This is a genomic window from Sphingomonas sp. ERG5 (genome assembly GCF_000803065.1).
Taxonomy (GTDB): domain Bacteria; phylum Pseudomonadota; class Alphaproteobacteria; order Sphingomonadales; family Sphingomonadaceae; genus Sphingomonas.
Genome location: NZ_JSXI01000074.1, coordinates 111,220 through 137,554 on the forward strand (window position 1 = coordinate 111,220; position 26,335 = coordinate 137,554).

The following is a 26,335-nucleotide window of genomic DNA, read 5'->3' on the forward strand; positions in this document are numbered from 1 at the left end:
GAACCTCAGAACAGCGACCGTGCTGCGGTCAGCGTCAGCGCACCGAGCGTCGGGAGCAGGATCCAGCCAACCGGCGAGACGAACACTGCCGCAATCGCGATCAGCCCGCCCTCTACCATGCTGTCGTTGCGTTCGAATGCCGGTGCGGGGTCGTCGATGTACATCACCTTCACGACGCGCAGATAATAATAGGCGCCGATCACCGAGGCGACGAAACCAACCACGGCCAGCGGGTAAAGTCCCGCACCTATCGCCGCATTGAACACCGCCAGCTTGGCATTGAAACCAAGCAGCGGCGGGATACCGGCAAGCGAGAACATGAAGGTCGCCATTGCAAGCGCCAGACCTGGCCGGGTCTGCGACAGGCCTGACAGGCTGGAAATCGTTTCGACCGGCTGGCCATCCTGATCGCGCATCTGCAGCACGATCAGGAAGGTGCCCAATGTCATGGCGATATAGACCGTCAGGTAGAACAGCACCGATGCGACGCCCGCTTCGGTACCGGCGGCGAGACCCACCAATGCGAAGCCGACATTGTTGATCGACGAATAAGCGAGCAGCCGCTTGATATTGCTCTGCCCGATCGCCGCGACCGCGCCGAGGATGATCGACATAAGCGCAGCGAAGATCACGATCTGGCGCCATTGATCGGTTGCCGGACCCATTGCCTCGACCGCAACGCGCACTGCCATCGCCATGGCCGCAACCTTGGGCGCGCTGGCGAAGAAGGCGGTGACCGGGGTCGGTGCGCCTTCATAAACGTCGGGCGTCCACATATGGAACGGCACCGCGCTGATCTTGAAGGCGAGCCCGGCGAACACGAACACCAGCCCGAAGGTCAGACCAAGCGAATGGCCAGCGCCATAAGCGGTGGCGATCTGATCGAACATGGTCGTGCCGGAAAAGCCGTAGATCAGCGAAATACCGTAGAGCAGGATGCCGCTGGCGAGCGCGCCGAGCACGAAATATTTGAGCCCCGCCTCGGCCGAGCGCGTATCACGGCGCATGAAGCTGGCCAGCACATAAGCGGCGAGGCTCTGCAGTTCTAGACCGACATATAGCGTCAGCAAATCGCCCGCCGAGACCATCATGCCCATGCCCACTGCCGAGAGCAGGATCAGGACCGGATATTCGGGGCGGAGGTCATCGCCGGTGGTGCGCGCGAAGAAGCGCGGCGCCATGATGATCGCGACCGCGGCGGCGATGTAGATCAGCACCTTGGCAAAAGCGGCAAAGGCGTCGGCACGGTAAAGGCCGTAAAATGCCTCTCCGCCGCTTGAAGCCGGGCCCATCAACGAGATGCCGGCACCGGCCAGGATCGCAACCGCGGTCCAGGACACCGCGCGGGTCGATGCCTGGCCGCCCCAGGCGGCAACCAGCATCAGCGCGATCGCACCGATCCCGAGCACCAGCTCAGGGAGAGTCATGAGGAGTGAAGCGCTGTAATCCATCAGTGTGCGCCCTCATGCGCGGTATTTGGGGCGCCATGCGCCGCGGCAGGCGCGGGCTTGCCGAGTTTCAGTTGCGAATCGCCGGGAGGCGTGGCGCGGGCCACCCGGGCAACCAGGGTCTGCACGTCGCCGCGCATCGGCGCGATGAAGCTTTCCGGATAGACGCCCATCCACAGCACGACCGCCGCGATCGGCGCGAGCAAGGCGATTTCGCGCAAGCTCATATCGGGCATGGCGCGGACATCGTCCTTGGTCAGGTCGCCGAACACCACGCGGCGATAGAGATACAGCATGTACGCCGCGCCGAGGATGATGCCCGTGGTGCACAGCAAGGTGATCGTGGTCGACACCTTGTAGGTGCCGGCGAGGCTCAGGAATTCGCCGACGAACCCGCTGGTGCCGGGCAGTCCGACCGACGCCATGGTGAAGAGCATGAAGAACAGCGCATATTTCGGCATGTTGATCGCGAGGCCGCCGTAGCGGTCGATCTCACGGGTGTGCAGCCGGTCGTAGATGACGCCGACGCACAGGAACAAGGCGCCCGAGACGAGGCCGTGCGAGAGCATGACGATCATAGCACCTTCGATGCCCTGCTGGTTGAAGGCGAACAGGCCGATCGTCACGATCGCCATATGCGCGACCGAGGAATAGGCGATCAGCTTCTTCATGTCCGACTGCACCAGCGCGACCAGCGAGGTGTAGATCACCGCCACCGCCGACAGGCCGAACACCAGCCAGACAAGCTGCGCCGACGCTTCCGGGAACATCGGCAGCGAGAAGCGCAGGAAACCGTAACCGCCAAGCTTCAGCAGCACGCCGGCCAGGATGACCGAACCGGCGGTCGGCGCCTGAACGTGTGCGTCGGGCAGCCAGGTATGGACTGGCCACATCGGCATCTTGACCGCGAACGACGCGAAAAAGGCGAGCCACAACCAGGTCTGCGCCTGTACCGGGAAATCATAGTTGAGCAGGGTCGGGATATCGGTGGTGCCCGATTCCTGCACCATCCACAGCATTGCGATCAGCATCAGGAGCGAGCCGAGAAGCGTGTAGAGGAAAAATTTATAGCTCGCGTAGATGCGGTTCACGCCCCCCCAGATGCCAATGATCAAATACATCGGGATCAGGCCGGCTTCGAAGAAGATATAGAACAGGAACAGGTCCTGCGCCGCGAACGTGCCGATCATCAGCACTTCGGTGATCAGGAACGCGGCCATATATTCCGGCACGCGTTTGGTGATCGCGCTCCAGCTCGCCCCGATGCAGATCGGCATCAGGAACACGCTGAGCATGATCAGCATCAACGCGAAACCGTCAATGCCAAGCTTCCAGCTGAACACGCCAAGGCTGCCGGCATCCTCGACGAATTGCCATTGCGATCCGCCGATATCGAATTGTGCCCACAGGCTGATGCCGAGCGCAAGGTCGATCAGGGTCGCGCCGAGCGCCAGCCAGCGCGCGGTGTTCGCCGAGACGAACAGGCAGGCAATTGCGGCGATCGCGGGGATCGCCAGCATGATCGAGAGAAGATGGCCGCTCATTGGCTCATCGCCCAGGTAATCGCGGCGGTCAGGCCGATCAGCATGACGAAAGCATAGCTATAGACATATCCGGATTGGAACCGCCCCGTGACGCGCGTCCCTTGCTGGACCAGCCAGGCCGAGCCGTTGGGCCCGAACCGATCGATCGTCTTCTCATCGCCGCGGTGCCAGAACAGGCGGCCGATGGCGAAGGCGGGGCGCACGAACAACAAGTCGTACAGTTCGTCGAAATACCATTTGTTGAGCAGGAAGCGGTACAGCACGCGGAACTGCTCCGCGACCTGGCCGGGGAAGGCTGGTGCGCGGACATAGGACATCCAGGCGCCCCACAGGCCAAGCGCCATGGCAATCGTCGCGCTGAGCTTCACCAGCAGCGGCACGTCGTGCATTTCGTGCATCAGATGCTCGCTGAACGCGATGCTGCCCTTCCAGAAGGTTTCGCCAGCCTGCGGCTCAATGAAGAAGCCGTGAAAGGCAAAGCCCGCCGCGACCGCACCGAGCGACAGCAGCACCAGCGGCGTCAGCATCGACCAGGGGCTTTCATGCGGATGATAACCGCCGGTGCCATCGCCCCCACCATGGCCATGATCGGCATGCGCAGCGGCATGATCATCATGGCCATGGTCTTGCGCGTCGTGCCCATGCGCATCATGCAAAGCATGCTGGATATGCTCGGACTGGGCCCAGCGTGGCTTGCCGTAGAAGGTCAGGAACATCAGCCGCCAGGAATAGAAGCTGGTCAGCAGCGCGACGATCATGCCAACGATCGATGCGCCCGACTGGCCCGAGGCCCAGGCCGCTTCGATGATCGCGTCCTTAGAATGGAAGCCGGCGAAACCGATCGCGAGCGTGTTGCCGAACACCGCCGGAATACCAACGCCGGTGATCGCCAGCGTGCCGGCCATCATCGCCCAGAAGGTGATGGGGATGCTTTTACGCAGGCCGCCATAATAGCGCATGTCCTGCTCGTGATGCATCGCATGGATCACCGAGCCGGCACCGAGGAACAGCAGCGCCTTGAAGAAGGCGTGCGTGAAGAGGTGGAACATCGCCGCACCGTATGCGCCAGTGCCGGCGGCAAAGAACATGTAACCGAGCTGCGAACAGGTCGAATAGGCGATCACGCGCTTGATGTCGGTCTGCACCAGCCCGACCGTCGCGGCGAAGAAGCAGGTCGCGGCGCCAACCGTCGTCACGACGCTCAGCGCGACCGCGCTGGTCTCGAACATCGGCGACAGGCGGCAGACCATGAACACGCCGGCGGTGACCATCGTCGCGGCGTGGATCAACGCCGATACCGGGGTCGGCCCCTCCATCGCGTCGGGCAACCAGGTGTGCAGGCCAAGCTGCGCCGACTTGCCCATCGCTCCGACGAACAGCAACAGGCACAGGATCGTCATCGTGTCGAAGCGGTGGCCGAGGAACCCGATGGTCGAGCCGGCCATGCCCGGGGCGGCGGCAAGAATGTCCGGGATCGACACGGTGCCAAACACCAGGAAGGTACCGAAGATGCCGAGCATGAAGCCGAGATCGCCGACACGGTTGACGACGAACGCCTTGATCGCAGCGGCATTGGCGCTCGGTTTCTTGAACCAGAAACCGATCAGCAGATAGGAGGCGAGGCCGACGCCTTCCCAGCCGAAGAACATCTGCACCAGATTGTCGGCGGTCACCAGCATCAGCATCGCGAAGGTGAACAGCGAGAGATAGGCGAAGAAGCGCGGCTGGCTGTCGTCGTCCGACATATAGCCCCAGCTATACAGATGGACGAGTGCCGAGACCGAAGTGATCACGACGAGCATGACCGCGGTCAGCGCATCGACGCGCAGCGCCCAGTCGACCTGCAGGTCGCCGGAGCGCAGCCAATGGAGCACCGGAACGACGCTCGGCTCGGCGCTGCCTGCGATAAAGCTGAAGAAGATCGGCCAGGACAGGAGGCATGAAATGAACAGCGCGCCGGTGGTGATAACCTTGGTCGGCACATTGCCGAGCATACGGTTGCCCAGGCCGGCGACGATCGCGGCGAGCAGCGGCAGGAAAACGATCAGAAGAATCACTTATGCGCCTCCGTCATCCCCGCGAAAGCGGGGATCCCGCTGCCTTGGCAACGGTCGAAGAGAAGCGGGATCCCCGCTTTCGCGGGGATGACGGTTGAGGGAAACCGCAAGAACATCACCCCTTCATCCGATTGACGTCGTCGACCGAAATCGTGCCACGGCCACGGAAATAGATAACCAGAATCGCCAGGCCGATCGCCGCTTCGCCCGCGGCCACGGTCAGCACGAACATCGCGAACACCTGTCCGACCAGATCGTGGAGATAGGCCGAGAAAGCGACGAAATTGATGTTCACCGACAACAGGATCAGCTCGATCGCCATCAGCATGACGATCAGGTTCTTGCGGTTGGCGATGATGCCCAGCACGCCAAGTGCGAACAGGATCGCCGCGACGACCAGATAATGCGTGAGGCCGATCACAATTCCACCCCCTGCCCGACGCCGGGCTGCGTATTGCGGGTCGCGTCCTGCGGGCGGCGGGCGTTCTGGCGCGACACATTCTGCGCACGCACGCCGCCGCGTTCGCGGTGCGTGAGGACGATCGCGCCGATCATCGCGACCAGCAGGACCAGCCCTGCTCCTTCGAACACGAACAGATAACGCGTGTAGAGCAACTGGCCGATCGCCTCGATATTGGGCACCGCCGCATCGATCGGCGCGGCGCGGCGGCCAAGCTCGATCGCGCCCGCGCTCCATGCGCCAAAGGCGATCATGATTTCCGCCGCCAGCGCGATCGCGAAGACCACGCCGATCGCGGCATAGCGGGCGAACCCGGCGCGCAGCTCGGCGAAATCGATGTTGAGCATCATCACGACGAACAGGAACAACACCGCGACCGCGCCGACATAAACGATGACGAGCAGCATCGCGATGAATTCGGCGCCGACCAGGATCATCAGCCCCGCCGCGTTGAAAAAGGCGAGGATCAGCCACAGCACGGCATGGACCGGGTTACGCGCGGTGATGGTCAGCGCACCGCTGACGATCACGAGTGTCGCGAACAGGTAAAAGGCGATTGCTTGGATCACGGAATCGGGAGGCCCCTCTAAGTCGGCTGGCGCTTAACGGTACGGTGCATCGGCGGCAAGGTTCGCGGCGATCGCGCGTTCCCAGCGATCGCCATTATCGAGCAATTTCGCCTTGTCGTAGATCAGCTCCTCGCGCGTTTCGGTCGCATATTCGAAGTTCGGCCCCTCGACCACCGCATCGACCGGGCACGCTTCCTGGCACAGGCCGCAGAAGATGCACTTGGTCATGTCGATGTCATAACGCGTGGTGCGGCGGCTGCCATCCTCGCGCGGCTCGGCCTCGATCGTGATCGCCTGGGCCGGGCACACTGCCTCGCACAGCTTGCACGCGATGCAGCGTTCCTCGCCATTGGGATAACGGCGCAGCGCATGCTCGCCGCGGAAGCGCGGGCTCAGCGGGTTCTTCTCGAACGGATAGTTGATCGTCGCCTTCGCCTTGAAGAAATACCGCAAGGTCAGCGCGTGCGCCTTGATGAATTCCCACAGGGTGTAGGACTTGATGATCTGGGCGATACTCATTTGCTTTTCCCGGCTCGCGTGCAGTTGCCTTCTGCAATCACGATGAATGGTTCGCGGCTGTCGGCTTTCTTGTCTGTCCAAAGGGCCGAAGGCGTGACGATAATTTTTGCAGTACCGTCAGGTTGATCGACCAGCTGTACCAGCGACATGCACATTTGTTCGGTAAAGAGGCAGGGTCCCGCAGAATATGCGGAAAAGGCCACGGATCCTTTGGCCGTCGGCAGAGTCGCGAATTTCCCGGCGATTTGCATCGGGTTTTCCGGCCACACCACTTCCGCAGCGGCCTTTTCGCCCGATGTCACCTTGACCTGAAACTTCGCCCCCGTCGCGGCGACGCCCTGAAGAGTGAGGCTGGACAGAGTTGCATTCTCGCCAGTCCTGTTCAACGCCTTCGGCGCTTCAATGGAGCAATCATAGGTTATAGCGGCCGATGCAGCCGTCAAAGCGAGTGCAGTCAGGATCATGATCCTACCCCCACTCGCGTCAGCATCAGGAAGCCCGACACCAGGAACACCCAGAATAAGGATAGCGGCAGGAAAATCTTCCAACCGAGGCGCATCAGCTGGTCATAGCGGTAGCGCGGCACGGTCGCCTTCACCCAGCTGAACAGGAAAAAGAAGAACAGGATCTTGGCGAACAGCCAGATGATCCCCGGCACCATGTACAGCGGCGCCCAGTCCAGCGGCGGCAGATAGCCGCCCCAGAACAGCGTCGCGTTCAGCGTGCACATCAGGATGACGTTGGCATATTCGCCAAGCCAGTAGAGCGCGAAGCTCATCGACGAATATTCGGTCTGATACCCAGCGACGAGTTCGCTCTCCGCCTCGGTCAGGTCGAACGGCGCGCGCTGCGTCTCGGCCAGCGAGGAGATGAAGAACACGATCGCCATCGGGAACAGCAGCGGATTCCAGATGAAGCCATTGGCAAAGCCGTACAGCCCCTTCTGCGCCTCGACGATGCGCGACAGGTTGAAGCTGCCGGTCCACAGCACGATCGAGATCAGCACGAAGCCGATCGCGACTTCATAGCTGACCATCTGCGCCGCGGCACGGATCGCCGAGAAGAACGGATATTTCGAGTTGGACGACCAGCCCGCCAGGATGATGCCATAGACGCCGAGCGACGACGCCGCGAGGACGTAGAGCAGCCCGACATTGATGTCGGACAGCATTACGCCAACCTGGAATGGCACCACCGCCCATACGATCAGCGCGACGGTGAAGGTGATGATCGGCGCAAGCAGGAACAGGCCCTTGTTCGCGGCGGTGGGGACGATGGTTTCCTGCAGGAAGACCTTCAGGCCATCGGCGAAGCTCTGCAGCAGGCCGAACGGGCCGACGACGTTGGGACCGCGCCGCAACGCCATCGCTGCCCAGATCTTGCGATCGGCATAAATGATCATGGCAACCGCGAGCATCAGCGGCAGCGCAATGACGAGGATGCCGACGATGGCGGACGTGAACCACGCCCATTCGAACGACATGCCGAACCAGCTTTGGAAGGAGGCGGTCATAATGCGTTCTCAGAAGAGAAAAAGGATGCCGATGACGGCGACAACAGCAAGGAGGACGGCAAAGAGAATGCCGAGCTGTACCCGCCAGGGCAGGAAATCGAACACCCAGTCCCAGAGAAATGACAACATTGCCCGTTCACTCCGCTGCCTCCGCGAATTCCTGGCCATGGACCAGTTCGGCCGAGCAGCGCTGCATCGTCGGTGATGCACGGCAGATCGCGTTGGTCAGGTAGAAATCCTTGATCGGATAGCCGGTCAGGTCACCTTCGCCCTTGGCGTCGAGCGCCGGCGGGTTCCAGGCGAAGCTGCGCAGGCCGAGCGTGGCGAGATCGGGCGTATCATTGCCCATCGCCGCGCGCAGCTGCTCAATCGTATCGAACGGCAAGGTCTTGCCCAGCACCGCCGACAGCGCACGCAGGATCGTCCAGTCTTCGCGCGCGTCGCCCGGCGGGAACACCGCGCGCTCGCCGCGCTGCACACGCCCTTCGAGATTGACCCAGGTGCCGGACTTTTCGGCATAGCTCGCGCCCGGCAGGATGACGTCGGCATTCGCCGCGCCCTTGTCGCCATGATGGCCGATATAAACCTTGAAGCTCTTGGCGAACCCGGAGAAATCCGCTTCGTCCGCGCCGAGGAAGAAGGCCAGTTTCGGCTTGGCCGCAACCAGATCGGCAATGCCGCCCGGCTGTGCCCAGCCGAGCATCAGACCACCCATGCGGCTCGCCGCCATGTGTACGACGTTGAAGCCGTTCCATGCGCTGCCGTCTTCAAGGGTGCGCACCAGATTGAGCTTCTTGACCAGCGCCAGCGCCGCGCCGTGCCCGCCCTTGAGCGCCGCACCACCAACGATCACCATCGGCCTGGCCGCGCCCTTGAACGCATCAGCCACCGCCTTGGGCAGCTTGCCGAGCAAGGCCAGATCGCTGCCGAGCCATTCGGTCTTGTAGGTCAGGTCGGTTTCCGGCCCGATCGCGAAGACCTTCGCGCCCTTCTTGATCGCCTTGCGGATACGCGTGTTCACCAACGGCGCTTCCCAGCGCAGATTGGTGCCGACGAGCAGGATCACATCGGCGTCTTCAGTGCCCGCGATGGTGGTGTTGAAATTGACCGCCGCCATCGACGTGGCGTCATAAGCCATGCCGGTCTGCCGCCCTTCGAGCAGTGTCGAGCCCATCGCGCCAAGCAGCGTCTTCGCCGCGTACAGCGTCTCGCTATCGACCAGATCGCCATGCACCGCCGCGACGCTCGATCCCGCATTCACTGCCGCGATGGCGCTAAAGGCTTCGTCCCAGCTTGCGGGCACCAGCTTGCCATCGGTCCGCACATAGGGCCGGTCGAGCCGGCCGCGCACCAGGCCGTCAACGGCATGACGCGTCTTGTCGCTTGCCCATTCCTCATTGACGTCCTCGTTGATCACGGGGAGCGCGCGGAGCACCTGACGGCCACGGCTGTCGAGGCGGATATTGGTGCCGACCGCGTCCATCACGTCGATGGTCAGCGTCTTCTTCAACTCCCAGGGGCGGGCTTCGAAGGCGTAAGGCTTGGAGGTCAGCGCACCGACCGGACAGAGATCGACGACATTGCCCGAAAGCTCGCTGGTCACCGCACCTTCGAGATACGAGGTGATCTGCATGTCCTCGCCGCGCCCGACCGCGCCGATTTCCTCAACGCCGGCGACTTCCTCGGCAAAGCGGATGCAGCGCGTGCACTGAATGCACCGCGTCATCACCGTCTTGACGATCGGCCCCATATATTTCTCGGTCACGGCGCGCTTGTTCTCGTCATAACGAGACTGGCCACGGCCATAGGCGACCGATTGATCCTGCAGGTCGCACTCGCCGCCCTGATCGCAGATCGGGCAATCGAGCGGGTGGTTGATGAGCAGGAATTCCATCACGCCTTCGCGCGCGTTCTTGACCATCGGCGAGTTGGTGAAGACTTCCTGATTGTCCGCCGCCGGCAAGGCGCACGACGCCTGCGGCTTGGGCGGGCCAGGCTTCACCTCGACCAGGCACATGCGGCAATTGCCGGCGATGCTCAGCCGCTCATGATAGCAGAAACGCGGGATTTCCTTGCCGGCGATCTCGCACGCCTGCAGCACCGTCGCGCCGGCGGGGACTTCTATTTCTATTCCATCGACCTTGAGCTTAGGCATGTTCGTTTCTCATCAGCGCACAGTTGCGCCCCTTGGCCAATGCAATGTCGGAACGAGTGGACGGTGCGCTCTTCACTTCAGCGCCTCCACATTACGGAAGGCGGAGGCCGCAAGGATTGCCCGCATGCCACCGGCACTGATATCCACCTGACGCCCCTGCCCGCATTGCTTCGCCACGAGATCAAGCGCGCGCAACGCATTTGCTTCTGCATCTGTGGCAACTTCGGCGGCCAAGAGCGCATCGACATCATCGGGCACTGAACGCACCACGCATTGCGCAAGCGCGTCGCTTGGACCGAACGTCGCCGGCGCAGCGCCGGCAGCGGCCCGCGCCAGACGTGCCTTCAGAACGCCATCGCCACGCTCAAGCAGCCGTTCGGCGATCGCTCCGGCGAACAGCACCGGGTCGGAACGCATCTTGCCGCGCCGCCCAAAGCAGCCTCGATTATTATCCGATAGTGCCCGCAGACCGGTACGGTACTGCCCTGAATGGAAGTCCAGCAGCAAAACGGCGCGCGCCTTTTCCGGGCTATGGTCGGCGACACACGCGCCATAGCGCGCCACGGTTTGCCGCGCCTCGACGGGTGCAGGGCCTTCGATAGGGTCAAGTGCCTGCATCGGGCGCGGGTCTTCGGTTGGCTGCAGGGGAGCCTGTCGCTGCGCGTGCACAGGAAGCGCCGCCCCAAGCAGCATGACCGTCGACAGAATAGCGAATTTCTTCACTCAGCCGCCTCCATCATCGACGCCGCTCCGCCACCCTGCTTCTCGATGATCCGCCGCTCCATCTCGGGGCGGAAATGCTTGATCAGGCCCTGGATCGGCCAGGCCGCTGCATCGCCGAGCGCGCAGATGGTATGGCCTTCGACCTGCTTGGTCACCTGATAGAGCGTATCGATCTCCGATATATCGGCGTCTCCGGTGCGCATCCGCTCCATCACGCGCCACATCCAGCCAGTGCCTTCGCGGCACGGCGTACACTGGCCGCAGCTCTCATGCTTATAGAAATAGCTCAGACGGCTGATCGCGCGGACAATGTCGGTCGACTTGTCCATGACAATCACCGCCGCAGTGCCGAGACCCGAGCCGAGCGCCTTGAGCCCGTCGAAATCCATCGGCGCGTCCATGATCTCCGCCGCCGGCACCAGCGGCACCGACGAGCCGCCGGGAATCACCGCAAGCAGATTGTCCCAGCCGCCGCGAATGCCGCCGCAATGGACTTCGATCAGTTCGCGGAACGAAATGCTCATCGCTTCTTCGACGACGCACGGCTTGTTCACATGGCCGCTGATCTGGAAGAGCTTGGTGCCTTCATTCTTCTCGCGCCCGAAGCTGGCGAACCATTCCGGCCCACGGCGCAGGATCGTCGGCACGACGGCGATGGATTCGACATTGTTGACCGTGGTCGGGCAGCCATACAGGCCGGCGCCGGCCGGGAATGGCGGCTTGAGGCGCGGCTGGCCCTTCTTGCCTTCCAGGCTTTCGAGCATCGCGGTTTCTTCGCCGCAGATATATGCGCCGGCGCCGCGATGGACGAAGACGTCGAAATCATAGCCCGAACCGCAGGCGTTCTTGCCAAGAAAGCCTTTGTCATAAGCCTCGGCGACCGCCGCGAAGAGCGTCTCCGCCTCACGGATATATTCACCGCGAATGTAGATGTACGCGGCACGCGCGCGCATCGCATAACCGGCGATCAATGCGCCTTCGATCAGCTTGTGCGGATCGTGACGGATGATTTCGCGGTCCTTGCACGACCCGGGTTCGGATTCATCGGCGTTGATGACCAGAAAATTGGGCCGGTCGGGCTTGGGTTCCTTGGGCATGAAGCTCCACTTCATGCCGGTCGGGAAGCCCGCACCGCCACGTCCGCGCAGGCCCGACGCCTTCACCTTGTCGATGATCTCGTCCTGGCCGATTGCCATCAGCGCCTTGGTCTTGTCCCAGTCGCCACGTTTTTGCGCGGCCGCCAGGTTCCACGGCTGGAAACCGTAGACGTTGGTGAAGATACGATCCTTGTCGGCGAGCATTACTTGCCCTTCCCCGTCGCGCCTTGCACCGCGAAATAGATGGCGAGGCCGATGCCGATCACGATCAACAGGCCAAGCAGCTTGAACGTCAACTTCAGTGCCCAGCCGAGCACGACGATGCCGCCGATGATCGCGAGGATGGTGATGACGGTGTTCTTGTTCATGCCCATTCCCCCCGATAATCGTGGTTTCCATCGACCATCTCTTTGAGCGTGGTCGGTCCGCCAGCGGGTTCGCTGCTCTTGCGTCCGGTGGTCGATCCCGGCGGCGGCGTCTTGCCAGCCGCCAATGCATCGAGGATCGCCGTGGTGCGGTCGTAATCGAGATCTTCGTAATTATCGTCGTTGATCTGCACCATCGGCGCATTGGCGCAGGTGCCGAGACATTCGACCTCAGTCAGGGTGAACAGGCCGTCCGGCGTGGTCTTGCCCTTGATCAGGCCGTGATTCTTGCACGCCGACAGGACATCGTCCGATCCGGCGAGCATGCACGGCGTCGTGCCGCAGACCTGGACATGATAGCGGCCGACCGGCGCCATGTTGAACATGGTGTAGAAGGTCGCGACCTCATAGACACGCATGTACGGCACGCCGATCACACGCGCGACGAATTCGATCACCGGGACGGGCAGCCAGCCCTGGGTCTGCGTCTCCGCACCGACCTGACGCTGGGCGAGGTCGAGCAGCGGCAGCGACGCCGATTGCTCGCGCCCCTTGGGATAGCGACCGAGGATTTCGTTCGCCTTTGTCTGATTCTCGTCGGTCCACGCGAACGCACCCCAGCGCGCACGGGTCTCGGCTTCGTCGGGGATTTTGGGTGCTTCAGCCATTATCGAATGAACTCCACGCGATCGACCTTGTCGTCGCTGAAGGAATAGATGGACATGACCTCGAACTGCTCGCCGTCGGGCGCGCGCGACACCGTCTCGTGCAGCACGACCGCCTCACCCAAAACATAGGAAGACACGATATTGGCGCGATTCTCGGGGAATTGCGCGAACATTGCTTTGAGGCCGCTCCGGACGTTCTCCTTGCCGTCCCGCAGCACCGCGCCGCGATAGGTCGCTTCGCAGGCAGCATCAGTCATCAGCGCGACATAACCATCGGCATCCTGCGCGTTGTACAGTGCGATCATGCGATGCGCGACTTCGAGTCTCGCCGCGCTCACCGGTCGCACTCCCCGAACACGACATCCGTCACGCCGAGAATGGCCGTCGCCTTTTCCCGCTTCTCATCGGCCCAAGCGAACGCGCCCTGGCACGCGCAGGCCTCAGATTCGTCGGGGATTTTGGGTGCTTTAGCCATTATTTGGATCCACCACTCATCTGGACCCAGAAAGGCCTGTCTGGAAGAGCAAAAATACCAGTCACCTTATGATCGACGATAGTAATCGCCAAAAAACCATAATCGCCTCCCGACGGCCGCCCACTACATTTATACACAGAGGCAAAAATGGTGCGCTCTGGGGTCGATTTATCACCGGGAAGAACAGTAGAACTTTGGTAACTACACCCCTTATAGCTCCTGGATATATCCGAGAATACGGCGCTTTTGGTTTCGTATTTGCCGTATCCACTTTTTCCCAGAGAATAGGATGTCAGATACATCTTGACTGGAAAAACGCCACTCGGCAACGAATCTGCGCCTGAATCAATCGCCTTCCCAACTTTCTCGAAAACCGCACTGTCTTCAGGGTCAGGCTGCTTGAAGTCAGGATCGCTGTCTGGCCAAACCCGTATTGATGGCGCACCAGCCTCAGAGACATCGACAACAAGCCCCGCGCCTGGTCTGCCGCTTTGTGGCTCAGTGACAGCAGTCGCCATCAAAACCAACGCCGCCAGCATCACCGGTCGCACTCCCCGAACACGATATCCATCGCGCCGAGAATGGCAGTCGTATCAGCGAGCATATGTCCCTTGGCCATGAAATCCATCGCCTGGAGATGGCTGAACGCGGTCGGGCGGATCTTGCAGCGATATGGCTTGTTGCTGCCGTCCGCGACGAGATACACGCCGAATTCGCCCTTGGGGCTTTCGGTCGCGACATAGACGTCGCCCGCCGGCACATGGAAGCCCTCGGTATACAGCTTGAAGTGATGGATCAGCGCTTCCATCGAGCGCTTCATCTCGGCGCGCTTGGGCGGCACGACCTTGCGGTCAAGCGACGCGATCGGCCCGTCGGGCATCTCGTTCAGGCACTGCCTCATGATCCGTGCCGACTGACGCACTTCCTCGACGCGCACCATGAAGCGGTCATAGCAATCGCCGCGCGTGCCGACCGGCACGTCGAAGTTCATCTTCGCGTACACATCATATGGCTGCGACTTGCGCAGATCCCAGGGAATGCCCGAACCGCGGATCATCGGGCCGGAGAAACCCCATTTCACCGCATCGTCACGGCTGACCGTGGCGATGTCGACATTGCGCTGCTTGAAGATGCGGTTGTCGGCGACCAGGCTGATCGCGTCTTCGAACAGACGCGGCAAGCGCGTATCGAGCCAGTCGGCAATGTCGGTCAGCAGCTTGAGCGGCGTATCCTGATGCACGCCGCCGGGCCGGAAATAGGCCGAATGCATGCGCGCGCCCGAGACACGCTCGAAGAAGTTCATGCAGTCTTCGCGGATTTCGAACAGCCACAGGTTCGGCGTCATCGCGCCAACGTCCATGACATGGCTGCCAAGGTTGAGCATATGGTTCGAAATGCGCGTCAGTTCAGCGAAGAAGACGCGGAGATATTGCGCACGGATCGGCACTTCGAGATCGAGCAATTTCTCGATCGCCAGCACGAAGCTGTGCTCCATGCACAAGGGCGAGCAATAATCGAGCCGGTCGAAATAAGGCAGCGCCTGGGTATAGGTCTTGTATTCGATCAGCTTTTCGGTGCCGCGATGGAGCAGACCGATATGCGGGTCGACGCGCTCGACGATCTCGCCGTCAAGCTCCATCACCAGGCGCAGCACGCCGTGCGCGGCGGGATGCTGCGGGCCGAAATTGATCGTGTAGTTCTGGATTTCCACGTCACCAAGGGTCGGATCGGCGGCATCCATGCGGTGTTCGATCTCGTCGAGATAATCAGCCACGGCTCACCTCCCCCGTCATTCCCGCGAACGCGGGGATCCCGCTTTTGGTCAGCGGCGACAGAAGAAGAAGCGGGATTCCCGCGTTAGCGGGAATGACGGGGAGGATGGTTGAGTGCATCACGTGTCCGCCTTGGGCTTGCGCGGCGCGCGCGGCTTGGCGACCGGCGCATCACCGGACGCTGCGGGCTTGGCGCGCGACTTGCGCGGCGCCTTCACCACATCGGGATCGGCGGGCTTGGGCGTCGCGTCGGGCTCGGCCTTGCCGGCGCCGGTCTGCGCCGGAGTCTCGGTTGCCTTGGGTGCCGGCGGCGGCGCCTTGGCCTCGCTCTTCGCCGCATCGGCCTTGACGATCTCGTCCGCCTTCAAAGGTGTCGGCGCACCCTTGGCTTCAGGCAGGGCAGCCTTTTCGTCACCGGGAAGGACATATTCCGCGCCCTCCCATGGCGAGGTGAAGTCGAAGGTGCGGAAGTCCTGCGCCAGCTTGACCGGCTCATACACCACCCGCTTCGCTTCCTCGGAGTAACGCAGCTCGACGAACCCGGAGAGCGGGAAGTCCTTGCGCTGCGGATGACCGCGAAAGCCGTAATCGGTCAGAATGCGGCGCAGGTCGGGATTACCCTCGAACAGCACGCCATACATGTCGTACACTTCGCGCTCGAGCCAGCCGGCGACCGGCCAGATCCCCGTCACTGACGGCACCGGCTTTTCCTCGTCGGTCCGCACATGCACGCGAATGCGGTGATTGCGGGTCAGCGAGAGCAGGCAATAGACCACTTCGAAACGGTCTTCACGCTCGGGATAGTCGACCCCGGCGATTTCCATCAGCTGCTGATATTCCAGGCCGGGCGTGTCGCGCAGCGTGGTCATCGTCGCGACGAGACTCTCGCGATCGACGGTCAGCGCGACCTCTCCCACCGCGTCGAGCGACGACAACAGGGCAGCGCCAAGCGCCGCGCCCGCGGAGTCGATAACGCCGTCATTCGCGGCGTAAGCCGGTGCGGGCGCCCTCACCGTTCGATGGTTCCGGAACGGCGGATCTTCCGCTGCAACTGCATGATGCCATAGAGCAATGCTTCGGCGGTCGGCGGGCAACCCGGGACATAGATGTCGACCGGCACGATCCGGTCGCAGCCGCGCACGACGCTGTAGCTATAATGATAATAGCCGCCGCCATTGGCGCAGGAGCCCATCGAGATGACGTATTTCGGCTCCGACATCTGGTCATAGACCTTGCGCAGCGCCGGCGCCATCTTGTTGCACAGCGTGCCCGCCACGATCATCACATCGGATTGACGCGGGGATGCGCGCGGCGCGGCGCCGAAACGCTCGAGATCGTAGCGCGGCATGTTCACATGGATCATCTCGACCGCGCAGCAGGCGAGCCCGAAAGTCATCCACCACAGCGACCCGGTGCGCGCCCATTGGAACAGATCCTCGGTCGAGGTGACCAGGAAACCCTTGTCGTTCAACTCGCCATTAATGTCGTTGAGGAACGACACGTCCGGCAGCGTACCGGCGGGCGGCGGCGTGGTGAGTTCTACTCCCATTCCAGCGCTCCCTTCTTCCAGGCATAGACAAGGCCGAGCGCAAGCTCCGCGATGAAGATCATCATCGAGATCCACGCCGTCCAGCCAAGGCTGAACACGCTCACCGCCCAGGGGTAGAGGAAGGCGGCTTCGAGATCGAAGATGATGAACAGGATGGCGACGAGATAGAAGCGCACGTCGAACTGGCTGCGCGAATCCTCGAACGCGGGGAAGCCGCATTCATATTCGGTCAGCTTCTCCGCGGTCGGCTTGTGCGACCCAGTGAAGCGCGATGCGATCATCGGCAGGAACACGAACGCGCTGGACAGGACGATAGCGACGCCCAGGAACAGCAGGATCGGGAGATATTGTGACAGGTCGACCAAGGTTCTCTCGCAGCTGCGAAGTGATGGGGCGGCTTTAGGCCCATGACCCGGGGCGGGCAAGGCTTTGGGCCGGTGAGAATCACTCGCAAAAAGGCCAGTTCAAGCGAACGAGAATGCGAGCGGTTATGCGTCCAGCGTGATCATCCGGGAAGGGCACCGGCGATCAACCGGCCACGCCTTTCCGGCGTCCCGCGCCAGCTTCTCCCATGGGGAGAAGGATTTAGCGCAATGCGTTGGCGAGCAGCTTGTGCAGCTTCGATTGCAACACGTCATTGGCGGCGAGAAATTCGCGGCGTTCGACCATGCGGTCGCCGCCACGGAAGTCGCTGACGAACCCGCCGGCTTCCTTGATCAGCAACATGCCGGCCGCGACGTCCCAATATTGCAGGTTCGATTCCCAGAAGCCGTCGAACCGGCCCGCCGCGACCCAGGCAAGGTCAAGCGAGGCGGCACCGAAGCGGCGAATACCGGCCACTTCGGGCGCGATCGCCCCGAAGATTCGGCTCCATTCGGCGAAATTGCCATGCCCCATGAAGGGAATGCCGGTCGCGATCAGCGAGTCGGCAAGATCGCGGCGTGCCGAGACGCGCAGCCGTTCCGACTGCACCCAGGCGCCGCGGCCCTTTTCAGCCCAGAAGGCCTCGTCGGTCAGCGGCTGATAGATCAGGGCGCTGGTGATCTCGCGCTTGCCGTTGGGCAAAGGCTCCTCGACCGCGATCGAAATCGCGAAATGCGGGATGCCGTGAAGGAAGTTCGACGTGCCATCGAGCGGATCGACGATGAAGCGCGGCTTATTGGGATCGCCGGCGACTTCACCGCGCTCCTCCATCAGGAAACCCCAGTCGGGACGACTGCGCGACAATTCCTCGAACAGGGTCTGTTCGGCGCGCTGGTCGGCCATGGTCACGAAGTCGGCCGGGCCCTTGCGGCTGACCTGAAGCTGCTGAACCTCGTTGAAGTCACGACGCAGCCGCGGCCCCGCCTTGCGCGCGGCGCGATCCATGACAGTCATCAGGCCGGAGTGGGAAACCATTTCATTCTCCTCCCCTCCCGCGTGCGGGAGGGGTCGGGGGAGGACATATCAATACGAGCGGTTGGGGAAAGGCAGCCCCTCCCCGACCCTTCCCGCAAACGGGCGGGGGGTTTAGTCCGCCCGCCTCACATAAGTCTGTTCGTACACATCGACCACAATGCGCGTGCCGGCACCGATATGCGGCGGGACCATCACGCGAACGCCGTTTTCGAGGATCGCGGGCTTATAGGACGACGATGCCGTCTGACCCTTCACCACCGCATCGGCCTCGACGATCAGCGCTTCAATCGTGTCGGGCAGCTGCACCGAGATCGGACGCTCTTCCCACAATTCCATCACCACATCCATGCCGTCCTGCAGGAAGGCCGCGGCATCGCCGAGGATGTCGGCGTCGAGCGTGATCTGCTCGTAATTATTCTTGTCCATGAAGGTCAGCGTATTGCCTTCGCGGAACAGGAACTGGAAATCGACCGTGTCGAGCCGGACTCGCTCGACGCTTTCGGCGGAGCGGAAACGGACATTGTTCTTGCGGCCGTCGATCAGGTTTTTCATCTCGACCTGCATATAGGCCCCGCCCTTGCCCGGCTGGGTATGCTGGATCTTGACGGTCTTCCAGATGCCGCCTTCGAATTCGAGGATATTGCCGGGACGAATCTCGACCGCGTTGATCTTCATGGGAAACCTGCAAGCTGGAAAGAGCGAAGGGGCGGCCTTTAGCGGGAGGCGGGCTTTCCGGCAAGGTATGGGTAAGGATCGACATCCTGGCCTTCATACCAATGCTGTTCGGGCGTCGTGCGGGTCAGGCCGAAATGCAGGTGATAATTGCCCGCGCCGGCATTGCCGGTATCGCCGACGAAGCCGAGCGGATCGCCGGTTTTAACCCCCTGCCCTTCATGCAGGCCCGGCGCGTATCCCGAGAGATGGGCATAATAATAGATCCAGCCGCGCCCCGGCGAACGCACATAGACCGTCGTGCCGCCCGCTGCACTGGTCCATAGTTTCTCGACCGCACCGGACGCGGCGGCGAGCACCGGCGTGTTGGCCGGCGCTGCGATGTCGGTACCGTGATGCGCGCGTTGGCCGTTGTCGCGCGGGTCGCCCCAATTGTCGCGCAACTGCTCGCGCGGTACGCCCGCGACCGGTATGGCGAGCACCGCTTGCGTCGTGCCGGTCACGACGACCGGCCTGGTTGCTTCCGGCATCACAGACGGCGGCGCGGCGGCCGGTGGCGCATCGGGAAGGACAACCAGCACCGCCACCCACAGGCCGACCACAACGCAAAACGCGATCAGCAGGCCAGAGCCCAATTTACGCAAGCTGCTCAGGGCTGGAACACCGCCGGCGTGCCGGGCTTGATCATCAGCGACAGCCGCGCCGCGTCCCAATTGGTCAGGCGAATGCAGCCATGGCTTTCCGCTCGGCCGATCGTGCCCGGCTCGGGCGTGCCATGGATCCCATAATGCGGTTTCGACAAATCGAGCCAGATCACGCCGACCGGACCATTCGGCCCGGGTGGCAATTTCGCCGCCTTGTCGCTGCTGTCGGCATCCCAGAACAGCTTCGGATTATAATGGAAGGGTGGATTGTACGATGCGCCCTTGATCGTCCATTTGCCGATCGGCAGCGGGTCGTTGCTGCTGCCCATCGTCGCCATGAACTGCGCGACCAGTTTGCCGTCCTTATCGAGCACGCGCAGCACTTCGTCGGATTTATCGACCACCACCTTCACACCCTGTGGCTGATTGGCGTCGACATTCAGATCAGCCAGCGTCTTGCGCCAATCGGCCGACAGCTTGGGATCATAGTCGCGCGATACCGGCAAGGCATTTGGCACAATGATCGCCGATCCGGGCGTAAGGTTGAGGGCTGGCCCGTTGAGTTCGACCAGCACTTCGGGTGTGGTGTGGAACATCTCGCTCAATTTCTCGAGCGCCGAGCGATAACCCAGCGCAGGCAATTTGGCCTGCTCAGCCGGATCGGTCGGCAAGGGATCAGTGAAGGGACCATCCAGCGTTTCCGGCTGAAGTGACAGATTTTTGGTTGGGCGCAGCTCACGGAACGGGTGGAGAGCGCGAATCGTCGCGCGATCGAGTTGACCGGTCTCCTTCAGGTTGCGCGATTCCTGAAATCCCTTCAGCGCGGCGGCGAGCGACTTGCCCGCCCGACCGTCAAGCACGCCGGGCGAAAAGCCAAGATGGTCGAGAATGACCTGAGCATGCAGGATCGAGCGATCGAGCGTTGGCTTCACCACGACTTTTGTTCCCTGCCGCGCCGCAGCAACGGGACCAATGGAGACTATTGCCAGACAAGTTGCTGCGATCGCGATTTTCCTCATCGTTTCAATCTCCTACATCTGACTTCATGGAGACAACGATGATTGGGGGGCATGTTTCCGACCTGGAACATCCCGTTACGCCTATCCTCTCACGCCGCGCGCTGATCGGCGGGGCGATTGCCGGCAGCGCGGCCCTGATGCTGCCCTTCCCCGCGCTCGCCGCGAGCGAAGAGTGGCGGCTGGCGATTCGCAATGTCCATACCAATGAGAGCGTCGATGCCGTGTTCGTGCGCAATGGCCGCCTGGTGGCCGATGGGCTGGCCGAGCTGAATCATGGCCTGCGCGACTGGCGCACCGGCCAGATCATGGAAATGGATCCCCGGCTGCTTTCGCTGCTGGTACAGCTACGCGAGAAGCTCGACGTGACGGGATCCTGCAAGATCGATCTGATCTCGGGCTATCGTTCGCCCGAAACCAACGCCGCGCTTCGCGCCCGGGGCGGCGAACATACCGGTGTGGCAAGCATGAGCCAGCACATGCTCGGCAAAGCGACCGACATCATGATTCCCGGCGTGTCGCTCGAGCGGCTGCGCGGTGCGGCGCTGGCGCTCGGCGGCGGTGGTGTCGGCTATTATCCGCGTGACGGCTTCGTCCATGTGGATACCGGGCGCGTGCGCCACTGGTAATTTATCGCGGCGGTCCCACGAACGTCGCCGCCAGCCGTGCCAGCCGCTCCTCACCGAGATCGACCCCGACACCATTTTCCGGCAAGGTCGGGAACTGACCCACGCCCTCCGGGATCGTCACCCAGGGATGCTTCGACCGGGTAAAAAAATGCGCGTCGGGCGGTAGGCGCTCGCCCTCGTCGAGCGTCCCGGCGCGAACGAAAACCGCTTTGTCGCCGAACAGGGGATGATCGGCATATAGCAAGCTGTCGCACACGGCGCAGCGCCATGCATGCGTGTCGCCCGCTTCTCCGCGCTCCAGAGTCCGCATGACCGGCTCGCCCTTCAGCATCTCGATCCGGTTGGTTTCGATCATGACGTTGAGCGCAAAGGCCGAGCCGCTGATGCGCTGACAGTCGCGGCAGTGGCAGCAATTGGTCATGATCGGCTCGCCCATCATGCGATAGCGCACCGCGCCGCATTCGCAGCCGCCGTCGAATGTCTCGCTCATCCCAGCACCGCTTCGAACGCCTTGATCGCCGCCGCTTCGTCCCCGCCCCACACGGCGTGCGACACGGCGAGGAAATCCGCACCGGCAGCGACCAGCGGCGCGGCATTGGCAGGCGTGATTCCACCGATCGCGACACAGGGTACCTCGAACACGGTCGACCACCAGCTGAGGATCACCGGCTCGGGCACATGGCTCACGGTCTTGGTCGTGGTCGGATAAAAGGCGCCGAACGCGACATAATCGGCGCCCGCCTCCCCGGCTTCCATCGCCAGATGACGACTGTCGTGGCAGGTCACGCCGATCTGTGCATTGGGGCCAAGCACCGAGCGCGCCTCGCGGGGATCACCGTCTTCCTGACCGAGATGCACGCCATCCGCCTCGAGCCGCCTGGCGAGCGAGATGCTGTCATTGACGATGAACGCCACATCGCGCGCGGCGCAGATCGCGCGGAGCGGCTCACCCAGTCGGGCGGCCTCATGCTGATCCACGTCTTTCACGCGGAACTGGAATGCCGCGACGGGCCCTGCATCGAGCGCACGTGCGAGCCGGTCAGGGAATGTCCCGCCAACATCGAGCGGCGAGACGAGATAGAGCTGGCAGGCGGGCCGGCGAATATCGCGGGTGAAGCGTGCGGCAAAGTTCGGATCGAGCGGTCCGAGAGGGTCATCAACTGTCATGCCGCCGCCCCTAGCATAGCGAGGAGAAAGCCGTCCCAATTCTTCGTCCCCACGGTCTGCACCGCAGTCGCGCTCAGCCGCGGGTTGGCGGCGACGGCTTCGAAAAGGGCGCGCGTACCCTGGACACGCGGGTCGTCGCTGTCCGCATCGAGCACACCGCCTTCGCGCACGACATTGTCGACGATGATTGTCGTTCCCGGCCGCGCCAGCGCGATCGCCGCGTTCAGATAGGCGACATTGCCGGGTTTGTCGGCGTCGATGAAGATGAAGTCGAACGGCGCTTCCCGCGCCGCGATCATGGCATCCAGCGTCTCCACGGCCGGGCCGACCCGGACATCGACCTTGTCGCCCAGCCCCGCCCTGGCGATGTTGCCGCGCGCAACATCGGCATGGTGTGGCTCGAGCTCCAGCGTCACCAGCCGCCCGTTATCGGGCAGTGCGCGTGCCAGCCAGATGGTGGAATAACCCCCGAGCGTACCGATCTCGAGAATACGGCCCGCGCCGGCCATGCGCGCAAGCAGATGCAGCATCTTTCCCTGTGTCGGCGACACGTCGATCGGCGGCAACCCGCCGGCGTCATTGGCGGCAAGCGTCGAATCCAGTGCGGGGTCCGCACCGAGCAGATGCCCCGCGATGAAATCATCGACAATGGTCCAGGCGGGGTCGCTCACAAGCCGACCGGTGCGCCGCTGATCGGCCGCGTCTCCGCAATGCTTTCGAAACCAGCCATTAATGGCCGCGCTTTGGTGATCGCCTCGCGCACCGCGGGAAGAGAGAGCGACGCGGCATGGGCGGCTTTGCTCTCCCATGCTTCGGTCACCCAGAGCGCATCCGGGTTGGCGAGATCCTCGGCGACGACATAGCTCAGGCAACCGGGCATCGTGTCGGAGCCGGTAGCCAGCAACGCTGCCAGCGCATCGCGCTGACCAGGCGTGGCCAATATTCGGGCGATCATGCCGTAGCGCTCGCCCTTCGCGGTTTCGTCCACAATCCCCTCCATGGCCATGACCGGTGACGACGCACTCATCGCCGTGATCGCCACGGCGGCGCCCAGCAAGGCGCGCCGCCCGACGATCAGGCCGTCGCTCACTCCTCGCCCTTGTAGATGCGGACCAGCTTTTCGAGCATCGCCAGCGCGTCTCCACGTTCGCGCTGGAACGTGTTGCGGCCGATGATCGAGCCGTTGCCGCCACCGTCGCGAATGTCGCGCGCATCCTGATAGACCGCATCGGCACCCTTGGCCGCGCCGCCCGAGAAGACCACGATCCGGCGGCCGGCGAAGCTCGACTGCACCACATGGGCCACGCGGTCCGACTGTTTCGACCAGTCGGTGCCCTCGTACATCGGCTTGGCTTCCTTCTGCTCGATATGGTCGCTCGGCAGCTTCACCTTGATGATATGCGCGCCAAGCAGCGCCGCCATATGTGCGGCATAAGCGCCGACATCGAGCGCCAGCTCGCCCGACTTGGGCAGCGCACCGCCGCGCGGATAGGACCAGATGACCGTCGCGATGCCGACCGATTTCGCTTCGGCCGACAGTTCGCGGATCTGGCCGATCATCTCGAACAAGTCGTCCGAGCCGGGATAGATGGTGAAGCCGATCGCCGAACAACCGAGCCGCACCGCATCTTCGACGCTGCCGGTCACCGCCTGGTTGGCGCCGGTCGCCCAGCTGTTCGAGCTGTTGACCTTCAGGATCGTCGGGACCTGGCCGGCAAAAGTGGCGGCCCCCGCTTCGAGCATACCGAGCGGCGCGGCATAGGCCGACAGGCCGGCGTCGATCGCCAGCTGATAATGGTAATGCGGGTCATAAGCCGCCGGATTGACCGAGAAGCTGCGCGCCGGGCCATGTTCGAAGCCCTGATCGACCGGCAGGATGATCAGCTTGCCGGTGCCGCCGAGCTTGCCGTGCATCAGGATGCGCGCGAGATTGGCTTTCACGCCCGGATTGTCCGACTCGTACTTGTCGAGAATGGCCTTCACGATCGGCGTCATCATTGTCCCCTATGCGATACGAATGTGCTGGCGCGGCTGTTAGCCGGGCAAGCGCTGCGGGGCAATGTGCGGTGAGCCGAGAGGTGCTTGACGCATTGTGGAACACGTCACACTCTTTCCGTGACAGGGGATGGTCACATGGCGAATCGCGTACCGGGGTTGTTCAAAGCGTTGGGACTTGGGGTAATGGCGCTGACACTGGTCGGCGCGAAAATTCCCAAGGTCGGCGACATGGCGCCGCCGTTCGAAATTACCCTGGTCGACGGATCGAAGGTCTCGCTGGATCAACTGCGCGGTAATGTCATCGTGCTGAATTTCTGGGCCACCTGGTGTGTACCGTGCCGGGAAGAATTGCCGTTGCTCGATCGTTATTACGATGCGCAAAAACAGCATGGGCTCAAGATATTCGCCGTAACGACCGAGGATTCGGCGCCAATCTATCAGCTGAAAAAGATGTTCGCGCTGATGAAGATGCCAGCAGTGCGAAAGATTTCCGGCCCCTATGGTCAGATCAGGGCCGTGCCAACCAACTATATCATCGATCGCAGCGGCCGCATTCGCTACGCCAAGGCGGCATCATTCTCCCTCGAAGACCTGAATGCCAATCTGGTGCCGTTGCTCAACGAGCCGGCGCCAGCGTCTTGACGCATAGCGCGGTCAGCGCGCGAGCGCGGCAACTCCTGGCAATTCCTTGCCTTCCATCCATTCCAGGAAAGCGCCGCCGGCGGTCGAAACAAAGGTGAAATCGGCACCCACGCCTGCCTGATTGAGCGCCGCGACCGTATCGCCACCGCCCGCGACCGACACCAGCGACCCGTCGCGAGTCAGCGCAGCGGCCGTCCTGGCCAGCGCGACCGTTGCCGTGTCGAACGGTGGCGTCTCGAACGCGCCCATCGGGCCGTTCCACACCAGGGTGCGGCAATTCTTCAGCACATCGGCCAGTGCCTCGACCGCCGCAGGGCCGACATCGAGGATCATTTCGTCCGCCGCGACCTCATGCACATTGATAGTGCGGATCGGCGGGTTGGCGCGGAAGTCCTTCGCCACCACCACGTCATAGGGCAAATGAATCGTGCAATTGGCGCGCTCCGCCGCGTCGAAAATCTCCTCGGCCGTGCCGGTCAGATCATGTTCGCACAGCGACTTGCCCACATCGACACCGCGCGCGGCGAGGAAAGTGTTGGCCATGCCGCCACCGATGATCAAATGATCGACGCGCGCCACCAGATGCTTGAGCACGTCGAGCTTGGTCGACACCTTTGCGCCGCCGACCACCGCCGCAACGGGATGCTCGGGATTGCCCAGCGCCTTGTCGAGCGCATCGAGTTCGGCTTCCATCGCCCGCCCGGCAAAAGCCGGCAGCACATGCGCCAGCCCCTCGGTCGAGGCATGGGCGCGGTGCGCCGCGGAGAAGGCGTCGTTGACATAGAAGTCGCCGAGCTTCGCCATGTCGGCGACCAGCGCGGGATCATTCTTCTCTTCACCCGCGTGGAAGCGCGTGTTTTCGAGGATCGCGACGTCGCCGGCCTGCAGTGTCGCCACCGCCGCCACAGCCTCTTCACCGGCGCAATCGCCAATGAATCGCACCGGACGGCCGAGCACGGCCTCATAAGGCTTGGTCAGCATCGCCAGCGACAGGTCCGGATTACGCTGCCCCTTGGGGCGGCCGAAATGCGCCAGGATCAGCACGATCGCGCCCTTGTCGGCCAGTTCGCTCACCGTCGGCAAGGTCGCGCGCAGTCGAGTGTCGTCGGTGACCACGCCGTCCGCCATCGGCACGTTCAGATCTTCGCGAACAAGCACGCGCTTGCCCGAGATTTCACCCATATCATCGAGTGTTTTAAATGACCTGCTCATGCTTCTTCAATCCCGATCACATTATCGACACATGCCGCGCCGC

General features: G+C 62.7%; 32 protein-coding genes. 2 read left to right on the forward strand and 30 right to left on the reverse strand.

Annotated elements, in window-relative coordinates; all coding sequences use genetic code 11:
• Positions 1-5: 5 nt before the first annotated feature.
• From nuoN to OO12_RS23910, 24 genes are all read right to left on the reverse strand, one after another.
• Positions 6-1,451, reverse strand: coding sequence for an NADH-quinone oxidoreductase subunit NuoN (gene nuoN, locus OO12_RS23810; RefSeq protein WP_034161245.1), 1,446 nt, complete (start codon positions 1,449-1,451; stop codon positions 6-8).
• Positions 1,451-2,992, reverse strand: a complete 1,542-nt coding sequence (locus OO12_RS23815; protein ID WP_034161246.1) for an NADH-quinone oxidoreductase subunit M — start codon at positions 2,990-2,992, stop codon at positions 1,451-1,453. The genes nuoN and OO12_RS23815 overlap by 1 nt, the downstream gene beginning before the upstream one ends.
• On the reverse strand, positions 2,989-5,049 hold the full coding sequence (nuoL, locus tag OO12_RS23820; RefSeq protein ID WP_034161247.1) for an NADH-quinone oxidoreductase subunit L: 2,061 nt from the start codon (positions 5,047-5,049) through the stop codon (positions 2,989-2,991). Before nuoL ends, OO12_RS23815 begins: the two co-directional genes overlap by 4 nt.
• A 115-nt stretch (positions 5,050-5,164) precedes the next feature.
• Positions 5,165-5,470, reverse strand: coding sequence for an NADH-quinone oxidoreductase subunit NuoK (gene nuoK / locus OO12_RS23825; protein ID WP_034161248.1), 306 nt, complete (start codon positions 5,468-5,470; stop codon positions 5,165-5,167).
• Positions 5,467-6,078 (reverse strand): NADH-quinone oxidoreductase subunit J, encoded by a 612-nt coding sequence (locus OO12_RS23830; protein WP_034161249.1) that lies wholly within the window; start codon positions 6,076-6,078, stop codon positions 5,467-5,469. The genes nuoK and OO12_RS23830 overlap by 4 nt, the downstream gene beginning before the upstream one ends.
• A gap of 33 nt (positions 6,079-6,111) precedes the next feature.
• Positions 6,112-6,597, reverse strand: a complete 486-nt coding sequence (nuoI, locus tag OO12_RS23835) for an NADH-quinone oxidoreductase subunit NuoI (protein ID WP_034161250.1) — start codon at positions 6,595-6,597, stop codon at positions 6,112-6,114.
• Positions 6,594-7,061, reverse strand: coding sequence for a hypothetical protein (locus OO12_RS23840; RefSeq protein ID WP_034161251.1), 468 nt, complete (start codon positions 7,059-7,061; stop codon positions 6,594-6,596). The genes nuoI and OO12_RS23840 overlap by 4 nt, the downstream gene beginning before the upstream one ends.
• Positions 7,058-8,110, reverse strand: coding sequence for an NADH-quinone oxidoreductase subunit NuoH (nuoH, locus tag OO12_RS23845; RefSeq protein WP_034161252.1), 1,053 nt, complete (start codon positions 8,108-8,110; stop codon positions 7,058-7,060). The genes OO12_RS23840 and nuoH overlap by 4 nt, the downstream gene beginning before the upstream one ends.
• 136 nt (positions 8,111-8,246) lie before the next feature.
• On the reverse strand, positions 8,247-10,265 hold the full coding sequence (nuoG, locus tag OO12_RS23850; protein WP_034161253.1) for an NADH-quinone oxidoreductase subunit NuoG: 2,019 nt from the start codon (positions 10,263-10,265) through the stop codon (positions 8,247-8,249).
• Positions 10,266-10,337: 72 nt separating this feature from the next.
• The gene (locus OO12_RS23855) at positions 10,338-10,988 is read right to left on the reverse strand and encodes a hypothetical protein (RefSeq protein WP_034161254.1); all 651 of its coding nucleotides are present in this window, start codon (positions 10,986-10,988) and stop codon (positions 10,338-10,340) included.
• Positions 10,985-12,289 (reverse strand): NADH-quinone oxidoreductase subunit NuoF, encoded by a 1,305-nt coding sequence (nuoF, locus tag OO12_RS23860; protein WP_034161255.1) that lies wholly within the window; start codon positions 12,287-12,289, stop codon positions 10,985-10,987. Before nuoF ends, OO12_RS23855 begins: the two co-directional genes overlap by 4 nt.
• Positions 12,289-12,453: a hypothetical protein gene (locus tag OO12_RS28790; protein WP_160296900.1), complete on the reverse strand. Its 165-nt coding sequence runs from the start codon at positions 12,451-12,453 to the stop codon at positions 12,289-12,291. The genes nuoF and OO12_RS28790 overlap by 1 nt, the downstream gene beginning before the upstream one ends.
• Positions 12,450-13,118, reverse strand: a complete 669-nt coding sequence (locus tag OO12_RS23865; RefSeq protein WP_034161256.1) for a complex I 24 kDa subunit family protein — start codon at positions 13,116-13,118, stop codon at positions 12,450-12,452. The genes OO12_RS28790 and OO12_RS23865 overlap by 4 nt, the downstream gene beginning before the upstream one ends.
• The gene (locus OO12_RS23870) at positions 13,118-13,423 is read right to left on the reverse strand and encodes a nuclear transport factor 2 family protein (protein WP_152616637.1); all 306 of its coding nucleotides are present in this window, start codon (positions 13,421-13,423) and stop codon (positions 13,118-13,120) included. The genes OO12_RS23865 and OO12_RS23870 overlap by 1 nt, the downstream gene beginning before the upstream one ends.
• Positions 13,424-13,452: 29 nt before the next feature.
• Positions 13,453-13,593 (reverse strand): hypothetical protein, encoded by a 141-nt coding sequence (locus tag OO12_RS28795; RefSeq protein ID WP_160296901.1) that lies wholly within the window; start codon positions 13,591-13,593, stop codon positions 13,453-13,455.
• Positions 13,593-14,135: a hypothetical protein gene (locus tag OO12_RS28320; protein WP_152616633.1), complete on the reverse strand. Its 543-nt coding sequence runs from the start codon at positions 14,133-14,135 to the stop codon at positions 13,593-13,595. The genes OO12_RS28795 and OO12_RS28320 overlap by 1 nt, the downstream gene beginning before the upstream one ends.
• Entirely contained in the window at positions 14,132-15,334 is a 1,203-nt protein-coding gene (locus OO12_RS23875; RefSeq protein ID WP_200887552.1) for an NADH-quinone oxidoreductase subunit D, read from the reverse strand. Before OO12_RS23875 ends, OO12_RS28320 begins: the two co-directional genes overlap by 4 nt.
• A 150-nt stretch (positions 15,335-15,484) precedes the next feature.
• Positions 15,485-16,378 carry an NADH-quinone oxidoreductase subunit C gene (locus tag OO12_RS23880; protein ID WP_082006767.1) on the reverse strand — a complete coding sequence of 298 codons (894 nt, stop codon included), beginning with the start codon at positions 16,376-16,378 and terminating at the stop codon, positions 15,485-15,487.
• Positions 16,375-16,914 (reverse strand): NuoB/complex I 20 kDa subunit family protein, encoded by a 540-nt coding sequence (locus OO12_RS23885; protein WP_034161259.1) that lies wholly within the window; start codon positions 16,912-16,914, stop codon positions 16,375-16,377. The genes OO12_RS23880 and OO12_RS23885 overlap by 4 nt, the downstream gene beginning before the upstream one ends.
• Positions 16,905-17,279, reverse strand: coding sequence for an NADH-quinone oxidoreductase subunit A (locus OO12_RS23890; RefSeq protein ID WP_034161260.1), 375 nt, complete (start codon positions 17,277-17,279; stop codon positions 16,905-16,907). The genes OO12_RS23885 and OO12_RS23890 overlap by 10 nt, the downstream gene beginning before the upstream one ends.
• A 220-nt stretch (positions 17,280-17,499) precedes the next feature.
• A complete protein-coding gene (locus OO12_RS23895) occupies positions 17,500-18,312 on the reverse strand; it encodes an inositol monophosphatase family protein (protein WP_034161261.1) in 813 nt (270 codons plus the stop codon).
• A 111-nt stretch (positions 18,313-18,423) separates the two neighbouring features.
• The gene (gene efp / locus OO12_RS23900) at positions 18,424-18,987 is read right to left on the reverse strand and encodes an elongation factor P (protein ID WP_034161262.1); all 564 of its coding nucleotides are present in this window, start codon (positions 18,985-18,987) and stop codon (positions 18,424-18,426) included.
• 38 nt (positions 18,988-19,025) lie between these two features.
• Positions 19,026-19,628 (reverse strand): M23 family metallopeptidase, encoded by a 603-nt coding sequence (locus tag OO12_RS23905; protein WP_034161263.1) that lies wholly within the window; start codon positions 19,626-19,628, stop codon positions 19,026-19,028.
• Positions 19,629-19,633: 5 nt separating this feature from the next.
• A complete protein-coding gene (locus OO12_RS23910; RefSeq protein WP_443024598.1) occupies positions 19,634-20,563 on the reverse strand; it encodes a L,D-transpeptidase family protein in 930 nt (309 codons plus the stop codon).
• 221 nt (positions 20,564-20,784) lie between these two features.
• Between OO12_RS23910 and OO12_RS23915 the strand changes: the two genes are divergently transcribed.
• Positions 20,785-21,273 carry a DUF882 domain-containing protein gene (locus OO12_RS23915; protein ID WP_235365000.1) on the forward strand — a complete coding sequence of 163 codons (489 nt, stop codon included), beginning with the start codon at positions 20,785-20,787 and terminating at the stop codon, positions 21,271-21,273.
• Between the two features lies 1 nt (position 21,274).
• Here the strand turns inward: OO12_RS23915 and OO12_RS23920 are convergent, their stop codons facing one another.
• From OO12_RS23920 to OO12_RS23940, 5 genes are read right to left on the reverse strand one after another with little or no spacing between them, the layout of a single operon-like run.
• Positions 21,275-21,763 carry a GFA family protein gene (locus OO12_RS23920; RefSeq protein WP_034161265.1) on the reverse strand — a complete coding sequence of 163 codons (489 nt, stop codon included), beginning with the start codon at positions 21,761-21,763 and terminating at the stop codon, positions 21,275-21,277.
• The gene (gene thiE / locus OO12_RS23925; RefSeq protein ID WP_034161266.1) at positions 21,760-22,440 is read right to left on the reverse strand and encodes a thiamine phosphate synthase; all 681 of its coding nucleotides are present in this window, start codon (positions 22,438-22,440) and stop codon (positions 21,760-21,762) included. The genes OO12_RS23920 and thiE overlap by 4 nt, the downstream gene beginning before the upstream one ends.
• The gene (locus OO12_RS23930) at positions 22,437-23,111 is read right to left on the reverse strand and encodes an O-methyltransferase (RefSeq protein WP_034161267.1); all 675 of its coding nucleotides are present in this window, start codon (positions 23,109-23,111) and stop codon (positions 22,437-22,439) included. Before OO12_RS23930 ends, thiE begins: the two co-directional genes overlap by 4 nt.
• A complete protein-coding gene (locus OO12_RS23935) occupies positions 23,108-23,530 on the reverse strand; it encodes a putative quinol monooxygenase (protein ID WP_235364994.1) in 423 nt (140 codons plus the stop codon). The genes OO12_RS23930 and OO12_RS23935 overlap by 4 nt, the downstream gene beginning before the upstream one ends.
• Positions 23,527-24,435, reverse strand: coding sequence for a class I fructose-bisphosphate aldolase (locus OO12_RS23940; RefSeq protein WP_034161328.1), 909 nt, complete (start codon positions 24,433-24,435; stop codon positions 23,527-23,529). Before OO12_RS23940 ends, OO12_RS23935 begins: the two co-directional genes overlap by 4 nt.
• A gap of 138 nt (positions 24,436-24,573) precedes the next feature.
• Here OO12_RS23940 and OO12_RS23945 point away from each other — a divergent pair, with 138 nt between their 5' ends.
• A complete protein-coding gene (locus OO12_RS23945; protein ID WP_443024599.1) occupies positions 24,574-25,080 on the forward strand; it encodes a TlpA family protein disulfide reductase in 507 nt (168 codons plus the stop codon).
• Between the two features lie 12 nt (positions 25,081-25,092).
• On the opposite strand, the gene OO12_RS23950 is transcribed toward OO12_RS23945, so the two are convergent.
• Positions 25,093-26,292 carry a phosphoglycerate kinase gene (locus OO12_RS23950; protein WP_034161268.1) on the reverse strand — a complete coding sequence of 400 codons (1,200 nt, stop codon included), beginning with the start codon at positions 26,290-26,292 and terminating at the stop codon, positions 25,093-25,095.
• Positions 26,293-26,335: the final 43 nt, after the last annotated feature.